This is a genomic window from Schlesneria sphaerica (assembly GCF_044336245.1).
Classification (GTDB): Bacteria; Planctomycetota; Planctomycetia; order Planctomycetales; family Planctomycetaceae; genus Schlesneria; species Schlesneria sphaerica.
In genome coordinates this window covers 1,886,905-1,910,728 of the sequence record NZ_CP172346.1, presented here as the reverse complement: position 1 = coordinate 1,910,728, position 23,824 = coordinate 1,886,905, and the positions used below count along the sequence as shown (strand labels likewise).

The following is a 23,824-nucleotide window of genomic DNA, read 5'->3' as shown; positions in this document are numbered from 1 at the left end:
CGTGAGTCCAGTAGTGATCAAAACCACGGCTAATGTGTCAACATGGCCAGGTCGCTCGTATGAGTTGGATGTTTCCTTAACTCCGGTCGGTGGAATGTTGCCTGAATTGCTGTCGGCGCTTTCGTAGTCTCCACCCTTTCCCATGCTTGATTTCCTTTGGGCGGCAGCAAGCTCCTGCTCATTGGCTGCTCACGTGAGGGACTGTGTTCGCTGAAATACTGCTCAGCGAGACATTCGTTTCTCTCCAGTGATTGAAGCGTTTCCGGACGCATTCGGTGGTCGAGTGACGCTGTGTGGCCCGACCGCCTGTTGAGGGCGGTCGGGTGCCGGAGGTACAAGATGCAATCTCGTCGGCTGGCCATTCCACATCCGAGGTAAATTTATCATCCGCTTCCAAATCAGGCGACTACCGAATCGGTAAACCAGCAGATTTCTGTTGAAAGTACCAGCGAGCCGAACTCGACGGCCAGTCCCTGGCTCGTTCTACCAACCCGGCCCGAACGGGATTCATGTGCCTGGAGTCCAGTTTTAGTTTTCTTCCACCTTGGCCCGCGACCAAATGTTGAACCCTTAGTAGCGTGCCTGCCAGACGGGTTCGGTGGAGTCAATCAGGGACTAGTTGCTCTGGAGACGCCGGTGCAACAAGGTTTCCAATGATGTCGAAGTCAGTTCTTTCGACTTGTTCATGAACGGGCTAAATTTCCACCTTTCCGGGAACCAGATGAAACGGTGCCCCTATGCCCGCTGTGTCGCTATGCCCGCGGGGGATGGACGGAGATCAGTCTCAGGGGCTGGTTGATTCTCGCTTCTTCTCATCACAGTTGGATGACTTGATCAGCCTGAATTCCTGCTGCCGTCGCTTCTACTGACTGTCATGGAGCGTATTGCTGGTGGCGACCACCCTTTATTAATCTAGGTTGCCGCTTTGGATAAGGTGCGGTTGCGTCAGCGAGAACTCGCCATCAACGCCATTTCACCGATTGACGATTTTCGTTCAGGGCGTCATTCGACGTCGAGAAAGGGACTCGAATTGCATCACAAGTTTGACCTGATTTGTCTCGGCAGTGGCCCTGCTGCTCTCACCGTTGCGACCACTTGCGCCAAGGAAAAATTAAAGGTTGCTGTCGTGGAGTCGCGCGAACTTGGGGGGACGTGTGCGCTGCGGGGTTGCAACCCGAAGAAAGTCTTCACCAACGCTGCCAGTCTGGTTGACCAATTCCAACGCGCACGAGGTCGCCTCACTCGTGGCAGTGAGTCACATCTAGAATGGAGTGACTTGGTCGCGTTTCAGCGCGAGTTTACGGAGCCGGTGCCCGAACTCACCGAAGAAAAGCTCCGTAAGCTAGGTATTGAGACATTCAAGGGAACTGCCCAATTCGAAAGCGAAAACGTGATTCGCTTGGGCGATATGCTTCTCGAAGCGGAGAACGTCTTCATTGGTGTCGGTGCACGTCCAGTTCCGCTGAAGATCCCTGGAGAAGATCTGATCGTAACCAGCGATGATTTCATGGAAATCAATCCTCTTCCCGCAGACGTGGTGTTCCTGGGAGGGGGCTTCATCTCGTTCGAGTTTGGGAGTGTGGCGGCGCTTGCAGGGTCGTCCGTCACAATTGTTGATCGCAACGAGTTGCCGCTCAAATCGTTTGATCCAGATCTCGTTCAGTTGCTGGAGAAGACTTGCCGGGCAGCGGGAATTGAAATTCTGACCGAAACAGAGATCACCTCGATTCAACTCGTCGAAGGTCGCAAGAAATTAACGCTGAGGACGTCCAGCGGGACCGTGACCCGGATGACCGACATGATCGTCCATGGAGGAGGTCGGGTGGCAAATGTCGGCGGAATGAATTTGGAAGCTGGCGGAGTGGACCACGGGACGCGCGGGATTGTGGTGAACGAATTCCTCCAGAGCAAATCCAATCCGGCGGTCTATGCTGCGGGAGACTGCGCCGACAGTGGAGTTCCCATGTTAACCCCCACGGCGAACGAGTCCGCCCGCGTTGCCGCCAAGAACATTATTTCCGACCATGCGTCAAGAAAAATCAGTCCAGCAAAGGCACAAGGTACCGATCAACCGAAGAACAAGGTCGTCTTTGGATGTGTAGCTCAAGTGGTATTTTCTATACCACCACTGGCTGCAGCAGGGTTGTCAGAGGCAGAAGCGCGACACAAGGGGTACGATGTCGACATCCGCTTTCAAGATCTTTCAACTAAGGGCGAGGTTCGAAAGCTATGCGCCCCTGCCGCTGGCTGTAAAATCATCGTAGATCGCGAGACGGAGCAAATTTTAGGTGCCCACTTGCTGGGACCTCACGCAGAGGAAGTGATCAACCTCTTCGCGCTCGCCATTCAAGTCCGTATGACCGCCACGGATTTGAAGGCAATGCTGTTCAGTTACCCCACGATGACGGCAGAGTTCCTCCGAATTCTGTGAAGAGGCGGCGGGAGATTGCATTTCGGCCGAAATTCTCAGTTCGTCGGTGGTACACATCGGTTACCGACCGTCGAAACAGTCTGTGAAGTGTCAATAAGACACGAAATCCCGCTTGGGCGGTTTGTTGTGCCCGTAACAAGGCATAGGAAAACCACAGGGCTTTTCCGGGGCGTCGCTCTGCGGCGCTGTGCCCTGGCTGATATGTCCTGGCCTTTCCCAGCCAGGAGCAGGACCATGCCTGCGAATAGGCCGTCATTCGCTCAGTGTAGCCGAAAATTCACGGGTGGGGCGATTAGGTCGACGTTATTCCCGGGTTAATTTCGCTGTTTTGCCGTCATTCTTCGTTGGCATCGGGGCCTTCACTTCAGCGCGCCAGGCGATGAGGCGGTCGTGGAGTTCCTTGACCTTGGCGGGTTCGGATTTGGCGAGATTTTTTGATTCGCTGATGTCGTCGGTGAGGTTGTAGAGTTCCAGGCGGCCATCCTCGAAAAACTCCATCAGTTTCCAGTCGCCTGTCTGGATGAGACTCACAGGTGTCGTCCGCCAGTGTCCGTCGCCCCAGCCGAGGTAGCCGGGGAAGTGTGCGAAGATTGCATCTCGCTGCAGTTTGGCCGCGGAATCCCGGAATAATTTGACCAGGCTTTCTCCATCGAGTGTCTGCCGTGGCTGCGGAGCACTGGCGATTTCAAGGAGGGTCGGGAATAGGTCGACATGGATGGTTGGCACGTTCGATGACGATCCCGGTTTGGTCACACCGGGCCAGCGGACGACGAAGGGGACGCGAGTTCCACCCTCATAGAGGCTCCCTTTTCCGCTGCGGAGCGGCGCGTTGTCGGTGATGCCGGCATCGTCGTCGTCGGCACCTTTCGCCTTCTTTCTCTTGTTGGCCTTGTTTGCCTTCCCTTTGGCACCTGGTTCGCGTTCCAGGCCGTCTGGTCGGTCGTACCCACCCACTCCACCATTATCACTGGTGAAGATGAGGATTGTGTTTTTCGCCAGGTTCAGTTCATCCAGCGTCTCCATCACGCGACCAACGCTCTCGTCCACCGATGCAATCATGGCGGCGTAGGTAGGGCTGTTGTGGCCTTCGACGGCAGATTTTCCTTTGAACTTTTCAATCAGTTCTGCCTTGGCCTGATGGGGAGAGTGGACGCCAAAATGGGGCAGGTAGAGGAAGAAGGGTTTGTCCTTGTGTCGCTTGATGAAATCGACCGCCTTATCGGTAAGGAAATCGGCGAGATATTCTCCCTTGGGGTATTCGGTCTTGGGTTCGGTGTTAAAGTCAAAATGCTTGCCCGCAGAGACGATGGCTTCGTCAAAACCGCGGTTCTGGGGAAGGTATTCCCCCTTCTGGCCGAGGTGCCATTTGCCAAACATGCCTGTTACGTAGCCGGCAGCTTTCAGTTGATTCGGGATAATGTCGCGATCAAGAGGGAGGTTCGTGACGTTGTCGACAGGCCGCAGGGGGCGTTTGCTCCAGTCGAAGCGATCGATTCCTCCCACGGTATAAACCCCGGTGCGAGCTCCGTATTGTCCGCTCAGGATCGCCGCCCGGGACGGCGCACAATTCTGGCAATGGTGGTGATTCAGGAGTCTGGTTCCCTGCGCCGCGAGTCGGTCGATGTTCGGCGTTTCGTAGTATTGGCTGCCGAAGCAGGCCACGTCTGTGTAGCCCAGGTCATCTGCCATGATGAAAATGATGTTCGGCTTGGCGGACGGATCTGCTCCGACGGCATCACGCACAGACGTGCTGGCGAGCAGTTGCAGAAATGTCAGCAGAGCAACACGCGTCAGGAGGATTTGTAGCTTGGATGTCATCATGATTCCGCAGGGTTTTACGACAAGAGATCTCGCGACGCATGCATTGTTTCACACGTGCGACGGTGTTGGCAAGAATGGCACTTCTGCACGCGACCGTGAATGACTCGGTCACTTCGGGTTTCCGACAGGTTCCAGTTGCGGATCTTTTTGCTGACTTGGGGGGCTTTGGAGGGGCCGCTTGGTCGAAGGGAGATCTGTCGCACCACTCAATAGCTGAGTACGGATCCTTTAGGGTCTGATGGTGGGTGACCTCTCGTGCTTCGCACGCGGGTAGCCCAGAGGACCGTGCAACCCGCGCTACCCCTTGAGTTGCGTTGAACGCGCTCGTCTTTGTTAGCGACTCCCAGTTGTTGGCGACTCCACGCCTCGGTACGGGCCTTGGAGCACGATGGAGCATGCACTGTCAGGCACAGGTTCAGTCTCGATCCAAAGGGGAAGGCGACAAGTAGACTGCTGCTCTGGGAATACCTGGGTGACTACCTTGGGAGGGGGCAAAACAAACGCCCCTTGGACACGGGGTCCAAGGGGCGTTTGTTTTAACTGATATCAAGCGGAGAGGGTGGGATTTGAACCCACGGTGATATTGCTACCACACTGGATTTCGAGTCCAGCACAATCGGCCACTCTGTCACCTCTCCGGGGTCCGTCTTGCTGATATCCAGTTCAAGTTGGTCGATTGCGGTATCTTCATACCTCAACGGACGTTCGTTGACCCGGATCTGGCAAAACAGGGATCCACTGACACCGGGCAGTTCAGGCGGTCGGTGTCAGCGACGTCACCCACCGTTGCGAACATGGGTGATGCGTGGCGGATTCTAGCGAAACTTTTGCCGGGGGCAAACCCAAACTGCCGGACAAACCGTTCGCGGGATGGTGACCGTTGGGACAGACTTTGGGCGCGAGATCAGAGTCGTGGCAAGAAATTGCGTCGTGCGCAGTCTTGCGAAAGAAAAAGCCATCCAGACGAGTGGTCGGGGATGAATCATTTCATCCGGTCATTGGCCGGGTTGGAAGGTCGCGCTTGCAGTGGTGGAAGCGGTCAACCGGCAATGTCACTCAGCGGAACTGAGAACACTAAGAAGCGTGCTGAAGGGCGTTGATGTGGCCCAGGAGCCCAGAGGCACAGAGATGCAGGCTCTTCTCATCCCATACAATCGACGAGGCTGTCTTCGAAGATTTCGTCATGATCCCAGGCGTCCATTGCGCTCAGCAGTTTCCTTGGGAAAAGGGTGATGTTGACGCTGTCTTCGCTGTTTCCATCCATGAGCTGAACGCTTGCTTTGATGAACAGGTAGACGGGGGCGTCCTGAAGGTCGGCGACTTTTTCGATCCAGTCTCGCAACTGCTGACGCTCATCTTTCATGAGGCGTTCGTAATGCGAGCGGAATTCCGCGAAGTCCTGGTCGCGACCCTGAATGCATCTGGTAAGCGAGTTGCGAAGAGCGCGATCACCGTCTCGACTATCGAAAGTGGACATGAAATACCTTGCTCGATAGAGGCTGGAAGTTTGAGAACTTTTGATTCTAGACCCTACCCCCTCAGCGGCAATAAAATTTTCTCTGCCTGCCAGCGGGATGCATCCGCGAAGCTTGATTTCTGCTGCAACCTCGTTTTTCCACTGGGGATAGTGACCCCCTCTTCAACGGTGTGGTCTCGGAAACGGTGTCTTAAAGCTCATCGCGCGTGACGGCAGTGTTGCTTCCAATTCCGTCAGATCCATGCTGGCGCTGGTGGAAATAGCTCGGGTAGCTCTGCCTCTGCGGTGATCGGTTAGACAATTTGTGCCGACCGTAACGAGCGGTTGTCGGATAACCGAAGATATCGATCCACATGAGAACACAGCGGCCCACTTGGATGGGGCAATAAGGTGTCTCCTTTGCAAATCAGCTCTGTTTGACCGACAGTTGTGTCAGGCTGGGGACCATTCGCGAGTTTGCGGAGGGTCTGTTCCAGCCTGGGGCTGATGCCGCGCTTCCTGGCGACAGAGTCCGCTGCGTGGTTTCCTGCTGGTGGTCACGGGTCGGGTGCTCGCTGAACCTATTGGACGGAGCCACAAGCACGTGATTGTTGCAGCCTGTTTCTTCTCAAATTTGATGAGTTGTTTTTATGTTTACGGGATTGGTCGAGGGGTTGGGTCAGATCGTATCGCTGGTGCCGGAACCGGCCGGAGTTCGAATTACGCTAAAGCCACCCACGGAAATGTTGACACCGGGTCAGGCTGGCTCACAACCGACGGCCTGCGGTGACAGTATTGCCATCAATGGCTGTTGTCTGACGGTGATCGCGATCGAGGAGGGAGACTGGTCGTTTCAGGCCGGGACCGAGACGCTGTCGAAGACGAACCTTGGGCAGCTTCAGTCAGGTGACGTGGTGAATCTGGAACGTTCGCTGCCGGTCAACGGGCGACTGGGAGGGCACTTCGTGCAGGGGCACGTCGATGGCGTCGGCACGGTGGAGTCGATAGAGAGAGATTCGGACTGGGTCAACATGGTCTTCCAGGTGCCGGCTTCACTCAGCGAACTGATGGTTCCGAAAGGTTCGGTGGCGGTCGACGGAGTCAGCTTGACGCTGGTCAACGTCGAGGAGACGACCTTCAGTATTGCGTTGATCCCTCATACGTTGTCCGTCACGACATTGGGACAACGAGCGGTCGGACAAACGGTCAACATCGAGACGGACATCTTGGGAAAATATGCTCGAAAGTTTCTGTCAGGGGAGCGGGGTCTCCTGACGATTTGATGTCGCGGCAGGCACGACCGCCAGGGATGTCGTTCGAGGTGAAGCGGTTCCCCATCTCAAGGGCTGTTCTGAATGTGGCACATCCCCCCAACTCCCCTACGCGAGTCAGACAGAACTCGCGATTGTCGCCAGTTCGACTGTCTGTGGCTTCGCGAAAAGGTGAAATTCTTCGGAGCCTGTTTTCCGGTCATCACGGCAGAGCGTGGTGAGAAGGTCGAGTCCGGGGCTTCGTGCTGGTCGTGGCCTCGGCGACCCAATTTTGTATGGGGAAACGCGAGCAGCCGCCCTGCTCTTTGTGGAAGCGGGAGCGGCTGCATGAATCCAGTAGGCCGATGGAATCAGGGGCTCGTGGATTGCCGTGATTTGATTTCAGGCGACTGCCAGAGCACTGCACGAGGACAGGGCACTGCATGACCGCGGACGGTCATACAGTGGCATGCCTGCCTTATTCGCAATGAATCGCTAGTTGCGATTGCCGCGGCGGTTTGGTCCTTCGTCCCGGCCGGGGCGGAAGTCTCGACGAGGGGGCGTGCCGGGCATGGCCTGGACTCGTCTTCCTCGCAGGCGGACTCCCTGAACGGCACCGAGAATCTGCTCTGCCGCCTCAGCAGCGACCTGAACGAAGCTGACGGTCTGGAGGATCTGAATGTTTCCGATGACGGTACGTGGGACACCCGCCTCGTTGGCGATGCAGCCGACAAAGTCGCCCGGTGAGACCCCGGCGTTATCGCCGACATTGAATTTGATCCAGACTCCCGAATCGTCAACCCGCGAAGGAGGCCCGTCGTATTGGCCTCGACCGGTCGATTCACGTGGCCGGGTCATTCGCGGCGGACCATCGTCGCGGTCGCCTCTGGGTCCGCGCTGGTCTCGCTGATCGAACGGATGATCGCGGTGGGATCGACGGGGAGGACGCGGGTCGTCTTCGGCGATCCGTTCGGGGGCTCGGTTGCTTTCGCCCGCCAGCATGTGCATCAGGGCGGAGATGATTTCGCCGGGAGCGTGCCCTGCTTCGATCAGGTCTTCCAGCAGTTTGTCCTGCGGCTTGAACTCGCCCGACTGGATCGTGTTATGCAGGGACTCGACGAGTCGACTGGCATGTTTCAGCTCGAGCTCTTCAAGTCGCGGGACTGAGACTCTGTTGATCTTCGCCTTGGTGAAACGAATGATCTGCTGCAACCGTCCGAATTCGCGGCCACTGACCAGGCTGATGGCCTTGCCGCTTTTACCGGCGCGTCCCGTCCGGCCGATGCGGTGTACGTAGTCTTCGGCATCATGCGGCAGCTCGTAATTGAATACGATTTCAAGATCGTCCACATCCAGGCCGCGGGCTGCGACGTCGGTCGCAACGAGCAAGTCGATTTTACGTTCACGGAACCGCTTCATGGTTCGTTCACGCATCGGCTGGGTCATGTCGCCATGCAGTTTGTCGCAACTGTAACCGCGCGCCGTCAGCGCCTCGGTAAGCGTATCCACCTGGATCTTTGTGAATCCGAAGACGAGTCCGTAGCGGACATCGTGCAGGTCGAGCAGGCGACAGAGTACCTCAGTCTTGGATCGGTAGTCGACTTCGACGTAGGACTGTTCGATCGCCGGGACGCTCATCGCGGTTGCTTCGATCCGGACCGTAATCGGGTCCTTCGTAAAGCGTTCGATGATTTTGCGGATCGGAGGGGGCAGGGTTGCTGAGAAGAGGACGATCTGGCGCTCGCTGGGGATCGCTTCGAGGATCTTCTCGATGTCGTCGCGGAAGCCCATGTCGAGCATGCGATCGGCTTCGTCGAGGACGATCATCTTGACGCCGCTCAGCTTCAGCGTGCCTTGCTTGATATGGTCGATCAGTCGGCCGGGTGTCCCGATGACGATCTGCGGGCCCGCTTTCAGTCCGCGAAACTGATGTTCGTAACTCTGTCCGCCAAAGATCGGCAGTTCGCGGATTCCCTTTTTGAAGTGGGCGAGTTTCGAGATTTCTTCGGCAACCTGCGAGGCCAGTTCGCGAGTCGGGCACATCATCACGATCTGCACGTCACGATTGGTGGGGTCGGCCATTTCCACAGCCGGGATACCGAAGGCAGCGGTTTTACCGGAACCGGTTTGAGATTGGCCGATCACGTCCCGGCCGGTCAGAATCTGTGGGATCGCCTCAGCCTGAATCGGTGAGGCCTGTTCAAAACCCATTCGCTCGATGGATTTGAGAAGGTCGGGCGAGAGGCCCAGATCGGAGAAAAGTTTGTGTGTCATGCCGAAAACTATACCGAGATTTGCGTCTTCATCACAGCAAGCAAATTTGATCGCGCGGGTAGGGTGCGAATGTTCAAGCGATCCAAGTTTCCTGAGGCGTCGCCGATGGAAATTCCCGTCCCGATCAGCGGGGGAATTCCCCTTCCGTCCGAATGTGACGATTGAGCAATCTGAACCGGTCTCGCACCAGGCGGTGGGGGACTCGGCTGGTGGAGTTAAAGGGCTGGGGCGGTGAAGTCACACGCGATTGACTGAATTTGTTGAACGTCTGCAGGCCCGGAAAAAAATTCCCGAATTTGATCCTCGTGGCGAAAAGTTCCGTTGCGGAGGGGGCCATCTGCGGGAAGGACTGCATCTGCTGGTGGGGATTCCTTGTGTCGCGGAATAGTGACAGTCTTTGATGCCGGAGTGGCGTCAGTTGCGCAAGTGACGATGAATGCGTTGGCAGGCCGTGGACTCGACGGATATGGAAGCGGAGGTGATTGACAACGAACCTTGTTCAGGCCGTGTGGGGAGGTCTGTTCACCATCAATCAGCCGTCCGGTGGGGTTGTGCGTCAGGGAGGGCTTTTGCGGCGTTGGCCAGGTTCTTGAGGTTTACGTTGGTTGACGCATCCGCTTTAACGGCAGGTGCTAAATCAATTGCCCGTACGACGGCTCAATCAGACTGATCCCTTAAAAATTCCTGTTTGCCAAACTCCTCATTCCTGTTACGGTCTGTTACATTCAAAAACAATTTCCGATGTTACGGGTTGGTTGCCTCACCAAACTGGTTAGAATGAATCGGAACGTAGAGTCTTTTTTGCATCACAGGTTCTCTCGACTGGAATTTCAGACAGGGGCAAGCCTTCGACCAGGCGAGTCGAAACAGGGCCAGCACCGTCTGACTCGGGATCAGAAACGATCAAGATGAGTCCTTCAGATACGGTTACAAGTCGCTCTTCGTCGAAGGGCGTTTCTTCCTCAAGTGGGTCCCGTAATGGAGACCACCAATTTCTGGATGAGGAGAGCCGGGTCCCGGGTCAGGATACAAACTTGACGTATGTCGAGTCGCTGTATCTGGAGTACCTTGAGGACCCCTCTTCAGTTTCGGAAGATTGGCAGGACTACTTTCGACAGATCGTCGAGAGTCAGACCCGATCTGGAGGCGAGCTGCATGATCCGAGCCTGTTCCGTGCACCATCGGTGGGAACAGGTGTGGTCAGTCCGATTCAGCTTGACTACGCCATTCTGCAAGAGCGGGTTGAGCGACTGATTCGTAACTACCGAATCATGGGCCACTACGCAGCCGATATCGATCCCCTGGGTCAGCCACGACCGACCGTCGATGAGCTTGAACCTGCTGCCTGCGGTTTGACCGAAGCCGACATGGATCGTCAGGTCTCCACGATGTCGGCAGGCGGACAGCACTTCCGAACCGTTCGCGAAGTGCATCAGTGGATGCGGAACACTTACTGCCGATCGATCGGTGTGCAGTTCATGCATATCGACGACATGCGGGTTCGTGAGTGGCTCCAGACCCGGATGGAAACGACCGAGAATCGGATCGAGCTGACGCTGCAGGAGCAGAAGCGAATCCTGAAGCGACTCAGTGACGCGGTCGTGTTTGAAGAGTTCATCCTGAACAAGTTCAAGGGTGCCAAAAGCTTCTCGCTCGAAGGAGCGGAAACGCTGATTCCTCTGCTGGAACTCGCCATCTATCAGGCGGCGGACCAGGGAGTCGAAGAGATTGTTCTGGGGATGGCCCACCGCGGTCGTCTGAACGTGCTGGCAAGCATTATGGGGAAAGCTCCCCGGGCGATCTTCCGCGAGTTCGCTGACCTTGATCCTGAATTGAATACGGGGCGTGGTGACGTCAAGTACCACCTCGGTTACAGCAACGACTGGCATTCCGGCGACGGCCGCAAGATGCACTTGTCGCTTTGCTTCAACCCCAGCCATCTGGAATTCGTCAACCCGGTCGCCATGGGCCGTGTTCGCGCGAAGCAGGATCGCAATGGCGACACCACTCGCGAAAAAGTGGTCTGCATGCTGATCCATGGGGACGCTGCTTTTGCCGGTGAAGGGATCATTCAGGAAACACTGAATATCAGCAATCTCGGTGCGACGGGAATCGGTGGTACGGTTCACGTCGTGGTGAACAACCAGATCGGATTCACCACGGGTCCTCATCAGGCACGTTCGACACCTTATGCCACCGACGTGGCGAAGATGCTTCAGATTCCGATCTTCCACGTGAATGGGGAAGATCCGGAAGCGGTCGCTCAGGTGGTCCGACTGGCGATGGACTTCCGCCAGACGTTCCACAGTGACGTCGTAATCGATATGTACTGTTACCGCTTCCGTGGGCACAACGAGAATGACGAGCCGTCATTCACTCAGCCGCTGATGTACCGTCAGATCAAGGCACGGAAAAAGGTCGGACAGAACTATCTGGACAAGCTGATGAAGCTCGGCGGGATCACCGAGGAAGAAGCGAATCGTCTGCAGTTCGCTCATCGGCAGCAGCTTGAGTCGGAACTGGAAGTTGCCAACGGTCCCAACTACGAACATCGCTGGGATATGCTGCAAGGGACCTGGCGCGGGTACCTCGGCGGTAACGAAGCGGGGATTCCCGAAGTCGACACCGGAGTTGATCCCGCCAAGCTCGCTCAACTTCTGGAGCAGATGTCGCAGCTTCCCGAAGGGTTCCAGCCGCATCCGAAGGTCCACAATCCGCAGAGTTCGCTGGCAATTTTGACGAAGCGACTGGCGATCGCCCAAGGCAAGTTGCCGCTCGACTGGGCCTCGGGTGAATCGCTTGCATTCGCGACGTTGAGCTTGGAAGGGCACCGGATCCGATTGCACGGACAAGACGTTGAACGCGGGACGTTCAGTCACCGCCACGCCGTGTTCCATGACTTTGAAACCGACCAGACCTATATGCCGCTGGCACACCTGTCGCCAGATCAGGCCCCGGTTGAAGTCGTGAATAGCTGTCTGTCAGAAGCAGGCGTTCTGGGCTACGAGTACGGTTACAGCCTCGATACACCCGACGGGTTGATCTGTTGGGAAGCTCAGTTCGGTGACTTCGTCAACGTGGCTCAAGTCATCATTGACCAGTTCATCGTCAGTGCTGAAGACAAGTGGAACCGACTCAGCGGTCTGGTCATGTTGCTTCCGCACGGGTTTGAGGGGAACGGGCCAGAGCATTCCAGTGCTCGTCTGGAGCGATTCCTGCAACTGGCTGCCGAAGACAATATTCAGATTGTCTATCCCACGACTCCAGCCCAGATTTTCCATGTGCTGCGTCGTCAGGTGCTGCGAAAGTGGCGTAAGCCGCTGATCGTGATGACGCCGAAGGAATACCTGCGTAATCCGCGAGCTGTTTCCAGCTTTGCTGATCTGGGTACCGGAACGTTCCGCCGACTGTTGCCCGACACGCTGGAGCGACCTGCCGGTGAAGTTCGTCAGATCGTGCTGTGCACGGGCAAGATCTACTACGAATTGGCGGCCCGCCGCGAAGAACTGCAGAGAAACGACGTGGCGATTCTGCGGCTTGAGCAGCTCTATCCGACTCCGGATAAAGAGCTGGAAGAAGTTCTGTCCGCCTATCCTGATGGGACGCCGGTCGTCTGGGCACAGGAAGAACCCGAGAACATGGGTGCCTGGCGGTTCCTGCGAGTTCACTGGGGCGAATCGCTCTTCCGACGCTATCCGCTGTCATGCGTGTCTCGACCCGCTTCGGCCAGTCCGGCAACGGGATCGCACAAAAGTCACGATCTCGAACAAAACGAGATTTTGACCAAGGTGATCGGCGCTTCGACAAAACCTGCGACCTCGCACTAGTCGAAAAACAGTTTGACGTCTCAGCATTGATTCTCTGCATTGAAAATACGCTCTGTTCCTGACAGGCAAAGGATGACGAAGTCTCATGACAGTCGAAGTACAGCTGAAGAAAGGTGATTTTGGCGATTCCGTCTCGGAGGTCGTCGTCGTTGAATGGCTCAAGCAGGTTGGTGAGCAGATCACGGCCGACGAAGACATCGTCGAGCTGGAAAGTGATAAGGCCACAACGAAATGGCCCGCACCCAAAACGGGTGTGGTCACCAAGTTGATGTTCAACGCTGGCGATACGATTGAGCTTCCCGCTGTGATCGCCTTGATCGACGAAACGGCTGTCGCCGCAGCTCCGGCTGCCGCACCTGCAAAAGCCGAAGCACCCGCCGCTGCCAGTGCTGCCAAGCCGGCCGCGACAGGTGACATTCGCGTCATGCCGTCGGCCGCTGCTGCTCTGGCCGAGAACGGTCTGAAGCCATCCCAGGTGACCCCAACGGGACCCGGCGGGCGGCTGCTGAAAGAAGACGTTCAGCGTCAAGTGGCTGCTGCACCGAAGGCACCCGCTCCCGCTGTCGCCAAACCGGCTCCAGCCCCTGCTCCAGCACGAACGATCGTCGCTGGGGACCGCTCGGAAAAGCGACAGGCGATGAGTCCGATCCGCAAGCGAATTGCCTCGCGGCTGGTCGAAGCTCAGACTAACGCAGCGTTGTTGACCACCTTTAATGAAGTCGACATGACGGCCATCATGGATCTGCGAAAACAGCACCAGGACGCGTTCGTGCAGCGCTACGGGATCAAGCTCGGGTTCATGTCCTTCTTCGTGAAGGCCGCGATCGATGCCTTGCAGACCTTCCCTGCGATTAACGCTGAGATCCAGGGTAACGAGATCGTTTACCATAACTATTTCGATATCGGGATCGCGATTGGTGGCGGCAAGGGACTGGTCGTTCCCGTGCTTCGCAATGCCGAAGGGATGGGCTTCGCACAGATTGAGCAGGCCATTGCCGAGTTCGCCAACAAGGTTAAAGGGAACACTCTCAGTCCTCAGGAACTGACCGGCGGAACGTTCACTATCACGAATGGTGGGGTGTATGGATCGCTGCTCTCAACCCCGATCGTCAATCCGCCACAGAGCGGAGTGCTCGGGATGCATGCCATCCAGGATCGTCCGATCGCTCTGAACGGACAGGTCGTCATCCGACCGATGATGTATCTTGCACTGACCTACGATCACCGGATCGTGGACGGTCGCGAAGCCGTTACATTCCTGAAGCGGATCAAGGATTGTCTCGAGAATCCTGTTCGTTTGCTTCTCGACGTCTGATCGATCACGGATGAAAGCGCGTTCAAAGTGGGATGAAGTCTGACTGGCGAAATCCCCACGGAATGCTCGTCCGCGAGAAATGATTGAGTTACAACACGGGGCGTCCTCAATGCGAGGGCGCCCCGGTCAACTTTGAGACCCTACCTTTGCAGCAAGACTTCGTTGGTCGCCCGGGGCCGAAGCAGTGTCCGGACACGAGGTTGCTGTCTCGTTGTTTCAACTGAATGCTGGAATCGAAAATGCCTCAACATGATCTGGTTGTCATTGGTGCCGGGCCCGGCGGATACGTTGCGGCGATTCGTGCGGCGCAATTGGGACTGAATGTCGGATGCGTCGAGCAGGAAGGGGCCCTGGGGGGGACCTGTCTGCGGATTGGTTGTATTCCCAGCAAAGCGCTGCTCGAAGCCAGCGAACTCTACAAGATGGCTCAGCATCATCTGAAGGAGTACGGCGTCGGCGTCGACGGGGTCAAGCTGGATCTTGCCACCATGATGAAACGGAAGGATTCCGTCGTTACTGGTCTGACGACAGGGATTGCAGGCCTGTTCCGCAAGAACAAGATCACACGCTACACCGGCAAGGGGCGGATTGTCGCTCCCGGGAAGGTCGCGGTTGAAGGCGCCGAACCCGTCGAAATTGACGCCAAGAAAATTCTGATCGCCACCGGCAGCTACTCTGCACCGCTGAAGGGGGTCGAGGTCGACGGCAACCTGATTGGTACGAGCACCGAAGCTCTGGGCTACCCCACCGTCCCACAGCATCTGGTGGTGATTGGTGCCGGTGTGATCGGACTGGAACTGGGTTGCGTCTGGTCGCGACTTGGTTCCAAAGTGACCGTTCTCGAGTATCTGAACCGCATTCTGCCGGGGATGGACACCGAGATTGCGACGGAAGCACAGAAGACTCTGCAGAAGCAGGGACTCGAGTTCCGGCTGGGCGTGCGCGTCACGGGAGCCCGCGTGGTGGGACAAAAGTGCGTTGTCGAATGCGACGGACAGCCACCCGTGGAATGTGATCGAGTCCTCCTTGCTGTTGGTCGGCTTCCGAACACCAATGATATTGGGTTGGAGAAGCTGAATATCGCTCGCAATCAGCGTGGATTCATCACTGTTGATCCACACACATTTCAAACGTCTGTACCAGGGATTTACGCCATCGGGGACTGTATTCCCGGCCCGATGCTCGCTCATAAGGCGGAAGACGAAGGGGTTGCCGCCGCCGAGTCGATCGCGGGCAAATACTGCCATGTGAACTACGACGCGATTCCTTCTGTCGTCTATACCGATCCGGAAATTGCCAGTGTCGGCAAGACTGAAGAGCAGCTGAAGGAAGGGGGAATTCCCTATCGGAAAGGAATCTTCCCGTTCCTGGCGAACGGTCGTGCCAAGGCGATTGGCCGAACCGAAGGACGCGTCAAGATGTTGGCTCATGCCGAGACCGATCGAGTGCTGGGTGTCCACATTATCGGGGCTCACGCAGGGGACTTGATCGCCGAAGCGGCCGCTGCGATCGAGTTTGGTGCCAGCAGCGAGGACATCGCCCGTACCAGTCACGCGCACCCGACCCTCGCCGAAGCGATTAAGGAGGCGGCGTTCGCCGTCGACGGTCGAACCATCCATCTGTGATGGGCTGACCCATCGGAGGGAGGCTGCCGCTTGAATTGTGGCCGAAGACCATCCCACGAATGAACAAAAATGGCACGGGCAGTCCCTGAGGATTGTCCGTGCCATTGTCATTAAATGGACTGTGGGAACGTGGCGTCGGACGGGACTTCTCGTCCGACGGGATTCGGCATGATTCAATGAAAGGCGTGAGGTGAATTGGCGGTGCCTTACACACGAACGCATGATGTTCCACAAGCAATCCCCGCACCCCTTGTCTGGTTGGGGCTTCTTTGTTGATTTGTTGACGGGATTACTCCGTCTGAGGAACAGGTTTCATTCCTCAACGGAGTGAGTGGGCTGTACGGACCGGGGGCCGGGCATGGCGAGCGGGGTGGGTTGTGACTTCCCTCGAACTCGCTATTTTCTGCTGTGGATCCGGATCCATCAAAGCCTGAATACGCGGCGAACGGGTCTTGTATGGCTGGCGGGAACTCGCACGAGAACACGCGAGCGTGGCGTTTCAGGACAGCCCCTTCCTCGTGATCGATCGACGAACCCTTCATCACTGGCGAATTCATGTCTGACGGTCACCTGCCCGAAATTTCCTGGCCTGCCTCTGTGCTGGGGTATGACGAGACATTGCCGACACCGGCTGACAATCTGGCTCTGGAGGAGGCGCTTCTTGCGGATGTCGAGGCGGAACCCGCGAAAGCCTGCCTGCGGTTCTGGGAGCCGAAAGAGTACTTTGTGGTGCTGGGGCGTTCGAACCGTGTCGAAACGGAAGTCAATGTAAAGGCGTGTGCGGACGCTGGGATCCGGATTTTTCGCCGGGCAAGTGGGGGTGGGACGGTGCTGATCGGACCGGGGTGCCTGTGCTATTCATTGGCGCTTCCCATCACCAATTTACATCGCACACTGGGGGTGGGGGGCGTCACGACAAAGTTGATGGAACGGATCGCTGTGGCTCTGAGTCAACACGGGCCTCAGGTTGAAGTGTGTGGAACGAGTGATCTGGTCTGGAACAATCAGAAGTTTTCGGGGAACGCGCAGCGCTGGCTGAAGAATGCGTTTCTCCATCAGGGAACACTGCTCTACGATTTCGATCTGGACCTGCTCGCCCGGTGTCTCGCCTTCCCGAGTCGACAGCCGGATTACCGGCGAAGTCGGAGTCATCGCGATTTTGTCGTCAACATCCCACTGGGGTCTGTGGCCCTCAGGGAAATTCTGCGTGAGACCTGGCGAGCCATGATGGCGGATGTGACAGCGACACTGAGAGCTGCGGCGACGAAAATCAGTGAGACGCGCTACAATTCATCGGAGTGGCAACTGTGAAGGCCGGCGCTCGGTGGCCGATTTATTTTGCGGGCGATTTATTCTGTGGACGATTCACGGAGTCGCCGCAGCCGAATCCCTTCTGTGGGATGTTGCGGCTTGCTTCCCTGCTGAGGGGCGTGCCGCTAAAGAGACGTTTGTGCAATTCGATCCCCTGCGGGTTCTCGCCAGAGGACTATTGCCGGCAGAAAATCGAGCCATGAATCGCAGCGCGGTTGGATTGACTTCATGACGACCTTGCTGCATCGTGGCGACCCGACGACACCAAATTTTGATTGCAAACGAAGAAGGAGAGAGACACATGCCCAAGTTGACCGTGGAAGGTTTCGGAGAATTTGACGTTCCAGAGGGCAAGCGTCTGGTGTTGGCGTTGGTGGAAGATGCGGGTGTGGACCAGCTGCATGCCTGTGGGGGTGTCGCCCGGTGCACGACGTGTCGCGTCGAAATTCTGGCAGGCGAGCCGGAAGAGATGACCGTCGCAGAAAAGAATATCCTTCAGGCGAAGGGGGCAAGTGGCGTACGCCTGAGCTGTCAGATCGCGGTTCAGAACGATATGACGGTACGCTGCATCAGTCGATTGCAGGATAGCGGTCGTCCCGGGCCAGGAAACGTTCCGACACCTGAGATCGCTCCACTGCCTGAATGGACGACGAAATAGAGATCGCGAAGTTTATAAGAGGACGTTTCATGCGGGGATTCGGACTGGTCCTGTGCGTTGGTCTTTGCTTGCTGAATCTGACGGAACGAGCGGATTGTTCTGACTACATCCGCGAGATCCAGCAAAAGGCAATTGAGGACAACAAGGCTGACTTTGGGCACTGGGGACATGAGCCCTCAAACTACAAATCGTGGGGTTCTCACTCAAATCGCCTGATTCCCGTCTACACTTTTGGAACGCTCAACGCTCCGGACGGCGTGGATCTGAGAAGCTACACGGGCAAGAAGAGTCCCTACCGTAGTGAAACGGAACTCCAGCGGATTTATGGTCGTGTCCCCCCTGACACGCTGAATGACCAAGCCGAGTACCTCGATCAAACGAATCTCTTTCAAATTCAGCAGGCGGGATTTGCCAAGGGCAAGAAATACGTCTTTCTGGTCGTTTTCGACGGTATGGACTGGCAGACGACGCGAGCGGCAGCGATCTACAAGACTCAGCGAATTGCGTATACCGAGGGACGCGGGACGGGTTTCCATTTTCAGGACTATACGGCCAATGGAACGTCCCAGTTCGGTTATATGTGCACCAGTCCGCACAATGAAGGAACCCAGGTTGACACCAATCTTCAGTCTGTCTTGAACCCGGGTGGAACGCTTTTCGGTGGTTATTCTGTTTCGCTCGGCGGACCAAACGCCTGGACCGCCGGGAGTGACCTGCTCTACCCCATTTCGGGAAACAAAGAAGGACCCATCCGACACGCCTACACTGATTCGTCCAGTTCCGCTGTCAGCATGACCGCAGGCATCAAGACGTATAATAACGGGGTGAATGTGGACTACGCGGGAAATCAGGTTCCCACGATTGCTCATCTGCTGCAGGAACAGGGGATTTCGGTCGGAGCTGTTTCGAGTGTGCCGATCAGCCACGCGACGCCCGCTTCCGCCTATGCGCACAACGTCCACCGCGACGATTATCAGGATCTGACTCGTGACATGATTGGACGCAAGTCGATCAGTCATCCCGACGTTCCTCTGCCGGGGATGGATGTCGTGATCGGGGGTGGTTTCGGTGACAATCGTCTGGTTGCGGGAAACCCCAGGAAGTCGACGGCTGGTGAAAATTTTGTCCCCGGAAATGCGTATCTGACAGATGCGGATCTGGAAGCGATCGACGTCGAAAACGGTGGGAAGTACGTCACATCCATCCGCAAACCGGGTGTCGCAGGGAAGGCGGCCCTGCAACAGGCTGCCGAGCGCGCCGCGAAAGAGGGCCACCGGCTGTTCGGCTTCTACGGTGTCGGCAAGTATGCGGGACATCTTCCTTTCGCGACGGCGGACGGTGATTTTGTTCCGACTATCGGTCGATCGAATCGGGCTGAAGAGTACGAGCCTGCCGACCTCGCAGAGAACCCGAGTCTCAGTGATATGGCGGCGGCAGCAATGACAGTGCTGTCGAAGAATCCCAAAGGGTTCTGGTTGATGGTTGAACCAGGGGATGTCGACTGGGCAAACCACGACAATAACATCGATAACTCAATTGGAGCGGTCATCAGTGGGGACGCGGCCGTGAAAACCATCACGGACTGGGTTGAGCAGCACAGCAATTGGGACGAGTCTTTGCTGATTGTGACGGCAGACCACGGGCATTATTTAGTCCTGGAAAAGCCCGAACTTCTGATTCAGCCTCGGTAAACGTTGAGCGGCTTGTCAGGGCGAAGTCGGGGTTTTAGGATGGGGCTCCGCAAGCTGGACCGATTTCTGAAATCTTACATGTGAAGAGCAAACGCCTTCATCATGTTCGACGTACACCGTCAGCAGTGAGTTGTATTTTTTCCGACGAGATCTCGTTGGTGATTTGAGTTTGAGTCGTTTTCGTCGTCATCGGCTTTTACGTTAGAGACTCCGGGAGCATGCATGAGCCAGTCTGAGGCTGTCATCGAGATTCGCAATTTGTCGAAAGTCTATCGCGACTTCTGGGGTCGCCCTAAAGTTAGAGCTCTCAATGCTTTGAGTCTCGATATCCGTAAGGGTGAAGTGTTCGGTCTGTTGGGGCCGAACGGATCCGGGAAGACCACGACGCTGAAGCTGTTGCTGGGACTTCTCTTCCCTACGGAAGGGGAGATTTCGATTCTCGGCAAGCCTGCCGCTGATGTCAGCAAGAACGAGAAGATTGGATATCTGCCGGAAGAGTCTTATCTTTACCGGTTCCTGAATGCTTACGAAACACTCGATTTCTACGGTCGGCTGTTCAATCTGTCCGCTGCCGAACGAAAAGAGCGATCTGACAAACTGCTCGATCTGGTCAAGCTGGCTCCGCAAGCGCGTCGTCGCCAACTGAAAGAGTACTCCAAAGGGATGACTCGCCGAATCGGGGTCGCCCAGGCCCTGATCAACGATCCTGATCTGGTGATGCTCGACGAACCAACCAGCGGTCTCGATCCGCTCGGTAATCGTGACATGAAGGACCTGATTCTGGATCTGAAGAAGCAGGGGAAAACCGTTCTGATGTGCAGCCACCTGCTGGCTGACGTGCAGGACGTCTGCGACCGGATCGCCATCCTTTATGGTGGTGAGCTGAAAGTGATGGGTCGTGTTGACGAACTGCTGAAGGTTCAGGACGAGACCCAGATTCGCAGCACCCTGCTGAGTGATGCCGCGAAGAAGGAAGTGGAAGAAGTCCTCGCGCGTCACGGTGCGAAATACACCGTGGATCAACCGACCGAGAACCTGGAAGACCTGTTCCTGAAAACGGTCAAGGAAAGCCGCGATCGTCCCGGCCACCGCAACGTTGCCGAACCACAGTCCGCGTCCTGATCGAAGTCCGTTGACTTCTGATCAAGGTCGATACGCAGTGGCGCTGTTGCCATTTTTGGTCCTTCATTCATCAGCAACGGTCTAGGTTATGTATTTTGATCCTGCGATTTATCGACTGAACCCGCTGTACTCACTGCTCAACTGGGCCGTGGTGGCGGGGGCTTTAACATTTGTCGTCATGTTCGTCTCGTTGTTGAACCTGGTCCTGACTCGCGGGAGTAAGGGCTTCGGGATCTTCTTCGGCGAACTTGGGGCGATGTTGTCAGATCTGATTCATCTGTCCCCTCGCCGTATCTGGGCATTGACCCGCCTGACGTTCATGGAAGCTTACCGACGCAAGGCCCTGGCGGTCTTTGTTGTCTTCGGTCTGCTGTTCATGTTCGCCGGCTGGTTCATGGGCGATTCTAAAGAAATCAAACCCGATCAGGTCAAAGTCTATATCAGCTTTGTGCTCACGGCCCTGAGCTGGTTGACACTGCCCGTGGTTCTGCTGCTCTGCTGCTTCGGCATTCCTGAAGATATTCGCATTCGCTCGATTCACACCGTCGTGACCAAGCCCGCACGCCGGGTTGAAATCGTGCTGGGCCGTATGATTGGTATTTCGCTGATCGGTTATCTGGTGCTGCTGGTGATGGCCACGGTGGGCTATATCTGGATCGTTCGCCAGATTCCCACCGAAGCGCAGGGGTTGCTGATCTGCCGTGTTCCGGTTTATGGCGATGGAATGCGATTCATCGATCGCGAAGGAAACCAGGGCGCGACCGGGATCAACGTGGGGGATATCTGGTCGTTTCGCAGTTACATCGAAGGAGCGACAAAAGCACGAGCCCAGTGGCTATTTTCGAACGTCAATGAATCGATGCTCGACAGTGACGGGAACTTGAACCTCGAGAACTCATTCACCGCATTTCGCAGCTACAAAGGGGATATGACACGCCCGCTGTTCTACGATATCAAGATCTTTAATCCTGATACGAACCTGGCATACACGACGGACCCCAGTCCCGTGGCCGAGTTTCGCAGTACGATGAACAAGATTCCTCGTAAACTGACGGTGGACGACAAGCAGTACGATCTCCTCACCGACTTTGTCACAGAGAAGAAGCAGATGTTCGTTGAGGTCTCGTGTATCGACCGCGAACAGTATATCGGGATGGCTCGCCCGGACTTGTTCATCCGGATGCCTGACCGTGATTTCTGGGTCGGTTACTGGAAAGCCGTGTTGGGGATTGCCCTCACGTTAACCCTGGTCACGATGATTGGTGTCGCAGCGAGTACCATTGTTAAAGGACCTATCGCCACGGCACTGACTCTGGTGATTTACATCCTGTCGGGGCGGAACGCTCATCAGTTTATGGATCAACTGGTGTCCGGCCAGGTTCAAGGGGGTGGCGTTCTCGAATCGATTTATCGACTCGTCACTCAAATGGGACCGAGCCAGGAACTGCCTGCCAATCCTGCGTTCAAGATCGTTCAAGGAGTGGATGGGATCCTCAACAGCTTCCTGTGGTTGTGCAAGCAGGTGATCCCCCGGTCCGAATATTTCAACATGCCTGAGTTCGTGGCAAATGGATTTGATGTCCCCTGGGCCACGTCTCTGCTGCCGAGTCTTCTGGTGACATCCGCATTCATTATTCCCTGCGTCGTTCTGGGGTATTTCGCGCTTCGAATTCGCGAACTGGAGTCCAAATGAACAATCTGACATCCCAACAACGCAAGTTGGTTTACCTGACAGGAATTGTCCTGCTGCTGATTCCGATCATCTGGCTGAGCTTGCCCTCCGATGGCGAGAAATCGCCCGGTGGAGTCCTGTCTCAACTCCGTTCACAGTATGAACTGGGTGAGGCGGATCTGGGTGATGTGGATGCATCGAGCGCTGCCATGAATCTCGTCCTCCTGGGGATGCGAGGGATGGCTGTGAATTTGCTCTGGATGGATCTGGATCAGCAGAAGGATATGAAGCGATGGGCGGAAATGCAGGCCACGACGGAATCGATCGTCCGGCTTCAGCCACACTATGAAAAGGTGTGGGACTTTAATGGCTGGAATCTGGCCTATAACACGTCAGCGGAATGGGACGCTGTGCCTGATCGCTACTACTGGGTCAAGCAGGGTGCCAAGTTCCTGAAGCGAGGAGTGGAACGAAACAAGCGATCGACCGAACTTCACTACCGCACCGGGAAAGTGATCCAGCACAAGATCGGTTATGCCGACGAGGCCGCTGACTATCGTCGTTACTTCCTCTCGGACCCTGATCCTGCCTACGAAGGGAAGCCCGATCTGGTGATCAATCCCGAAGGGAAGGATAACTTCCTGGAAGGGAAACGCTGGTTTGAACTCGCCTGTGAAAGAGAACTTTCCCGTCCTCAGCACATTCTGGATCGCAGTCTGTTCCGCGCTACCCCTGCACGATGTCAGTTCGACTATGCCCAGGCGTTGCAGAAAGACGGAAAATTCGGGGAAGGGACGCGGGAGGCCTGGGATCAGGCACGCAAGGACTGGACGGAAGGTTATGGGCGTGAAATTTTCCATGCTCTGATCGGTTCAGAAGAATCTGATATTCGTCTCGAAATGACGGACGAAGAAATTAAACAGATTGCTTCGACTCCGGATGACGAGCAGCGTGTTCGCAAGGCCGTCGATGCCTACCAGAAGATGACGAACTACCGCTACTGGCGTATGCGGGCGTATGCCGAGGCTGAACCGGAAACGGCAGAAGCCCATCGTGCAATCTTCGAAGCCAAGCAGGCGTACAAGGCTCAGGAATTCGACAATGCCCGGAACGCGGCCTACCGCGGAATGGAAGGCTTCGACAAGCTGTTGAAGAGTCCTGAATACGAAATGCTGACGGACGAAGATCTGTTGTGTGAAGAATGTCTGCTCGCGTGGAAGATCTGGGACGACATCTACCAGGTGGCTGGCGAGAAGATTCCTGACGACTATCCGCTGAAGTGGCTCGTTGAACTGAAACAGGGCAACGACCAGCTGATGGCGAACGTCAACAAACAGTTCAAGCGGTTGTTCCTCGAGAATAGATAAGTGG

General features: G+C 56.2%; 15 protein-coding genes and 1 tRNA gene. 12 read left to right on the top strand and 4 right to left on the bottom strand.

Annotation, left to right across the window (positions count from 1 at the left end):
- Nucleotides 1–1,030: 1,030 nt before the first annotated feature.
- A complete protein-coding gene (locus tag ACGY09_RS07060) occupies nucleotides 1,031–2,431 on the top strand; it encodes a dihydrolipoyl dehydrogenase family protein (RefSeq protein ID WP_397571006.1) in 1,401 nt (466 codons plus the stop codon).
- A 303-nt stretch (nucleotides 2,432–2,734) separates the two neighbouring features.
- Here ACGY09_RS07060 and ACGY09_RS07055 read toward each other — a convergent pair whose 3' ends face one another.
- From ACGY09_RS07055 to ACGY09_RS07045, 3 genes are all read right to left on the bottom strand, one after another.
- A complete protein-coding gene (locus ACGY09_RS07055) occupies nucleotides 2,735–4,252 on the bottom strand; it encodes a sulfatase (protein WP_397571005.1) in 1,518 nt (505 codons plus the stop codon).
- Between the two features lie 551 nt (nucleotides 4,253–4,803).
- Nucleotides 4,804–4,890: transfer RNA gene (locus ACGY09_RS07050), tRNA-Ser, on the bottom strand.
- 503 nt (nucleotides 4,891–5,393) lie between these two features.
- On the bottom strand, nucleotides 5,394–5,615 hold the full coding sequence (locus ACGY09_RS07045; RefSeq protein ID WP_373650976.1) for a hypothetical protein: 222 nt from the start codon (nucleotides 5,613–5,615) through the stop codon (nucleotides 5,394–5,396).
- 743 nt (nucleotides 5,616–6,358) lie between these two features.
- Here ACGY09_RS07045 and ACGY09_RS07040 point away from each other — a divergent pair.
- Complete coding sequence (locus tag ACGY09_RS07040; protein ID WP_397571004.1) at nucleotides 6,359–6,991, top strand: riboflavin synthase; 633 nt, start codon at nucleotides 6,359–6,361, stop codon at nucleotides 6,989–6,991.
- A 462-nt stretch (nucleotides 6,992–7,453) separates the two neighbouring features.
- On the opposite strand, the gene ACGY09_RS07035 is transcribed toward ACGY09_RS07040, so the two are convergent.
- Entirely contained in the window at nucleotides 7,454–9,232 is a 1,779-nt protein-coding gene (locus tag ACGY09_RS07035; protein ID WP_373650978.1) for a DEAD/DEAH box helicase, read from the bottom strand.
- Nucleotides 9,233–9,479: 247 nt separating this feature from the next.
- Between ACGY09_RS07035 and ACGY09_RS07030 the strand changes: the two genes are divergently transcribed.
- The 10 genes from ACGY09_RS07030 (at nucleotide 9,480) to ACGY09_RS06985 (ending at nucleotide 23,820) form a co-directional block, all read left to right on the top strand.
- Entirely contained in the window at nucleotides 9,480–9,620 is a 141-nt protein-coding gene (locus ACGY09_RS07030; protein ID WP_397571003.1) for a hypothetical protein, read from the top strand.
- A 520-nt stretch (nucleotides 9,621–10,140) separates the two neighbouring features.
- A complete protein-coding gene (locus tag ACGY09_RS07025; protein ID WP_373650979.1) occupies nucleotides 10,141–13,059 on the top strand; it encodes a 2-oxoglutarate dehydrogenase E1 component in 2,919 nt (972 codons plus the stop codon).
- A gap of 85 nt (nucleotides 13,060–13,144) precedes the next feature.
- On the top strand, nucleotides 13,145–14,374 hold the full coding sequence (odhB, locus tag ACGY09_RS07020; protein ID WP_373650980.1) for a 2-oxoglutarate dehydrogenase complex dihydrolipoyllysine-residue succinyltransferase: 1,230 nt from the start codon (nucleotides 13,145–13,147) through the stop codon (nucleotides 14,372–14,374).
- 239 nt (nucleotides 14,375–14,613) lie between these two features.
- Nucleotides 14,614–15,999 carry a dihydrolipoyl dehydrogenase gene (lpdA, locus tag ACGY09_RS07015; RefSeq protein ID WP_397571002.1) on the top strand — a complete coding sequence of 462 codons (1,386 nt, stop codon included), beginning with the start codon at nucleotides 14,614–14,616 and terminating at the stop codon, nucleotides 15,997–15,999.
- A 555-nt stretch (nucleotides 16,000–16,554) separates the two neighbouring features.
- The gene (locus ACGY09_RS07010; RefSeq protein WP_397571001.1) at nucleotides 16,555–17,310 is read left to right on the top strand and encodes a biotin/lipoate A/B protein ligase family protein; all 756 of its coding nucleotides are present in this window, start codon (nucleotides 16,555–16,557) and stop codon (nucleotides 17,308–17,310) included.
- Between the two features lie 301 nt (nucleotides 17,311–17,611).
- Nucleotides 17,612–17,968 (top strand): 2Fe-2S iron-sulfur cluster-binding protein, encoded by a 357-nt coding sequence (locus tag ACGY09_RS07005; protein WP_373650983.1) that lies wholly within the window; start codon nucleotides 17,612–17,614, stop codon nucleotides 17,966–17,968.
- 29 nt (nucleotides 17,969–17,997) lie between these two features.
- Complete coding sequence (locus tag ACGY09_RS07000) at nucleotides 17,998–19,659, top strand: alkaline phosphatase (protein WP_397571000.1); 1,662 nt, start codon at nucleotides 17,998–18,000, stop codon at nucleotides 19,657–19,659.
- A 222-nt stretch (nucleotides 19,660–19,881) separates the two neighbouring features.
- Nucleotides 19,882–20,781 (top strand): ABC transporter ATP-binding protein, encoded by a 900-nt coding sequence (locus ACGY09_RS06995; RefSeq protein ID WP_373650985.1) that lies wholly within the window; start codon nucleotides 19,882–19,884, stop codon nucleotides 20,779–20,781.
- 88 nt (nucleotides 20,782–20,869) lie between these two features.
- A complete protein-coding gene (locus tag ACGY09_RS06990) occupies nucleotides 20,870–22,474 on the top strand; it encodes an ABC transporter permease (RefSeq protein ID WP_373650986.1) in 1,605 nt (534 codons plus the stop codon).
- On the top strand, nucleotides 22,471–23,820 hold the full coding sequence (locus ACGY09_RS06985; RefSeq protein ID WP_373650987.1) for a hypothetical protein: 1,350 nt from the start codon (nucleotides 22,471–22,473) through the stop codon (nucleotides 23,818–23,820). The genes ACGY09_RS06990 and ACGY09_RS06985 overlap by 4 nt, the downstream gene beginning before the upstream one ends.
- The last annotated feature ends 4 nt before the right edge of the window (nucleotides 23,821–23,824 follow it).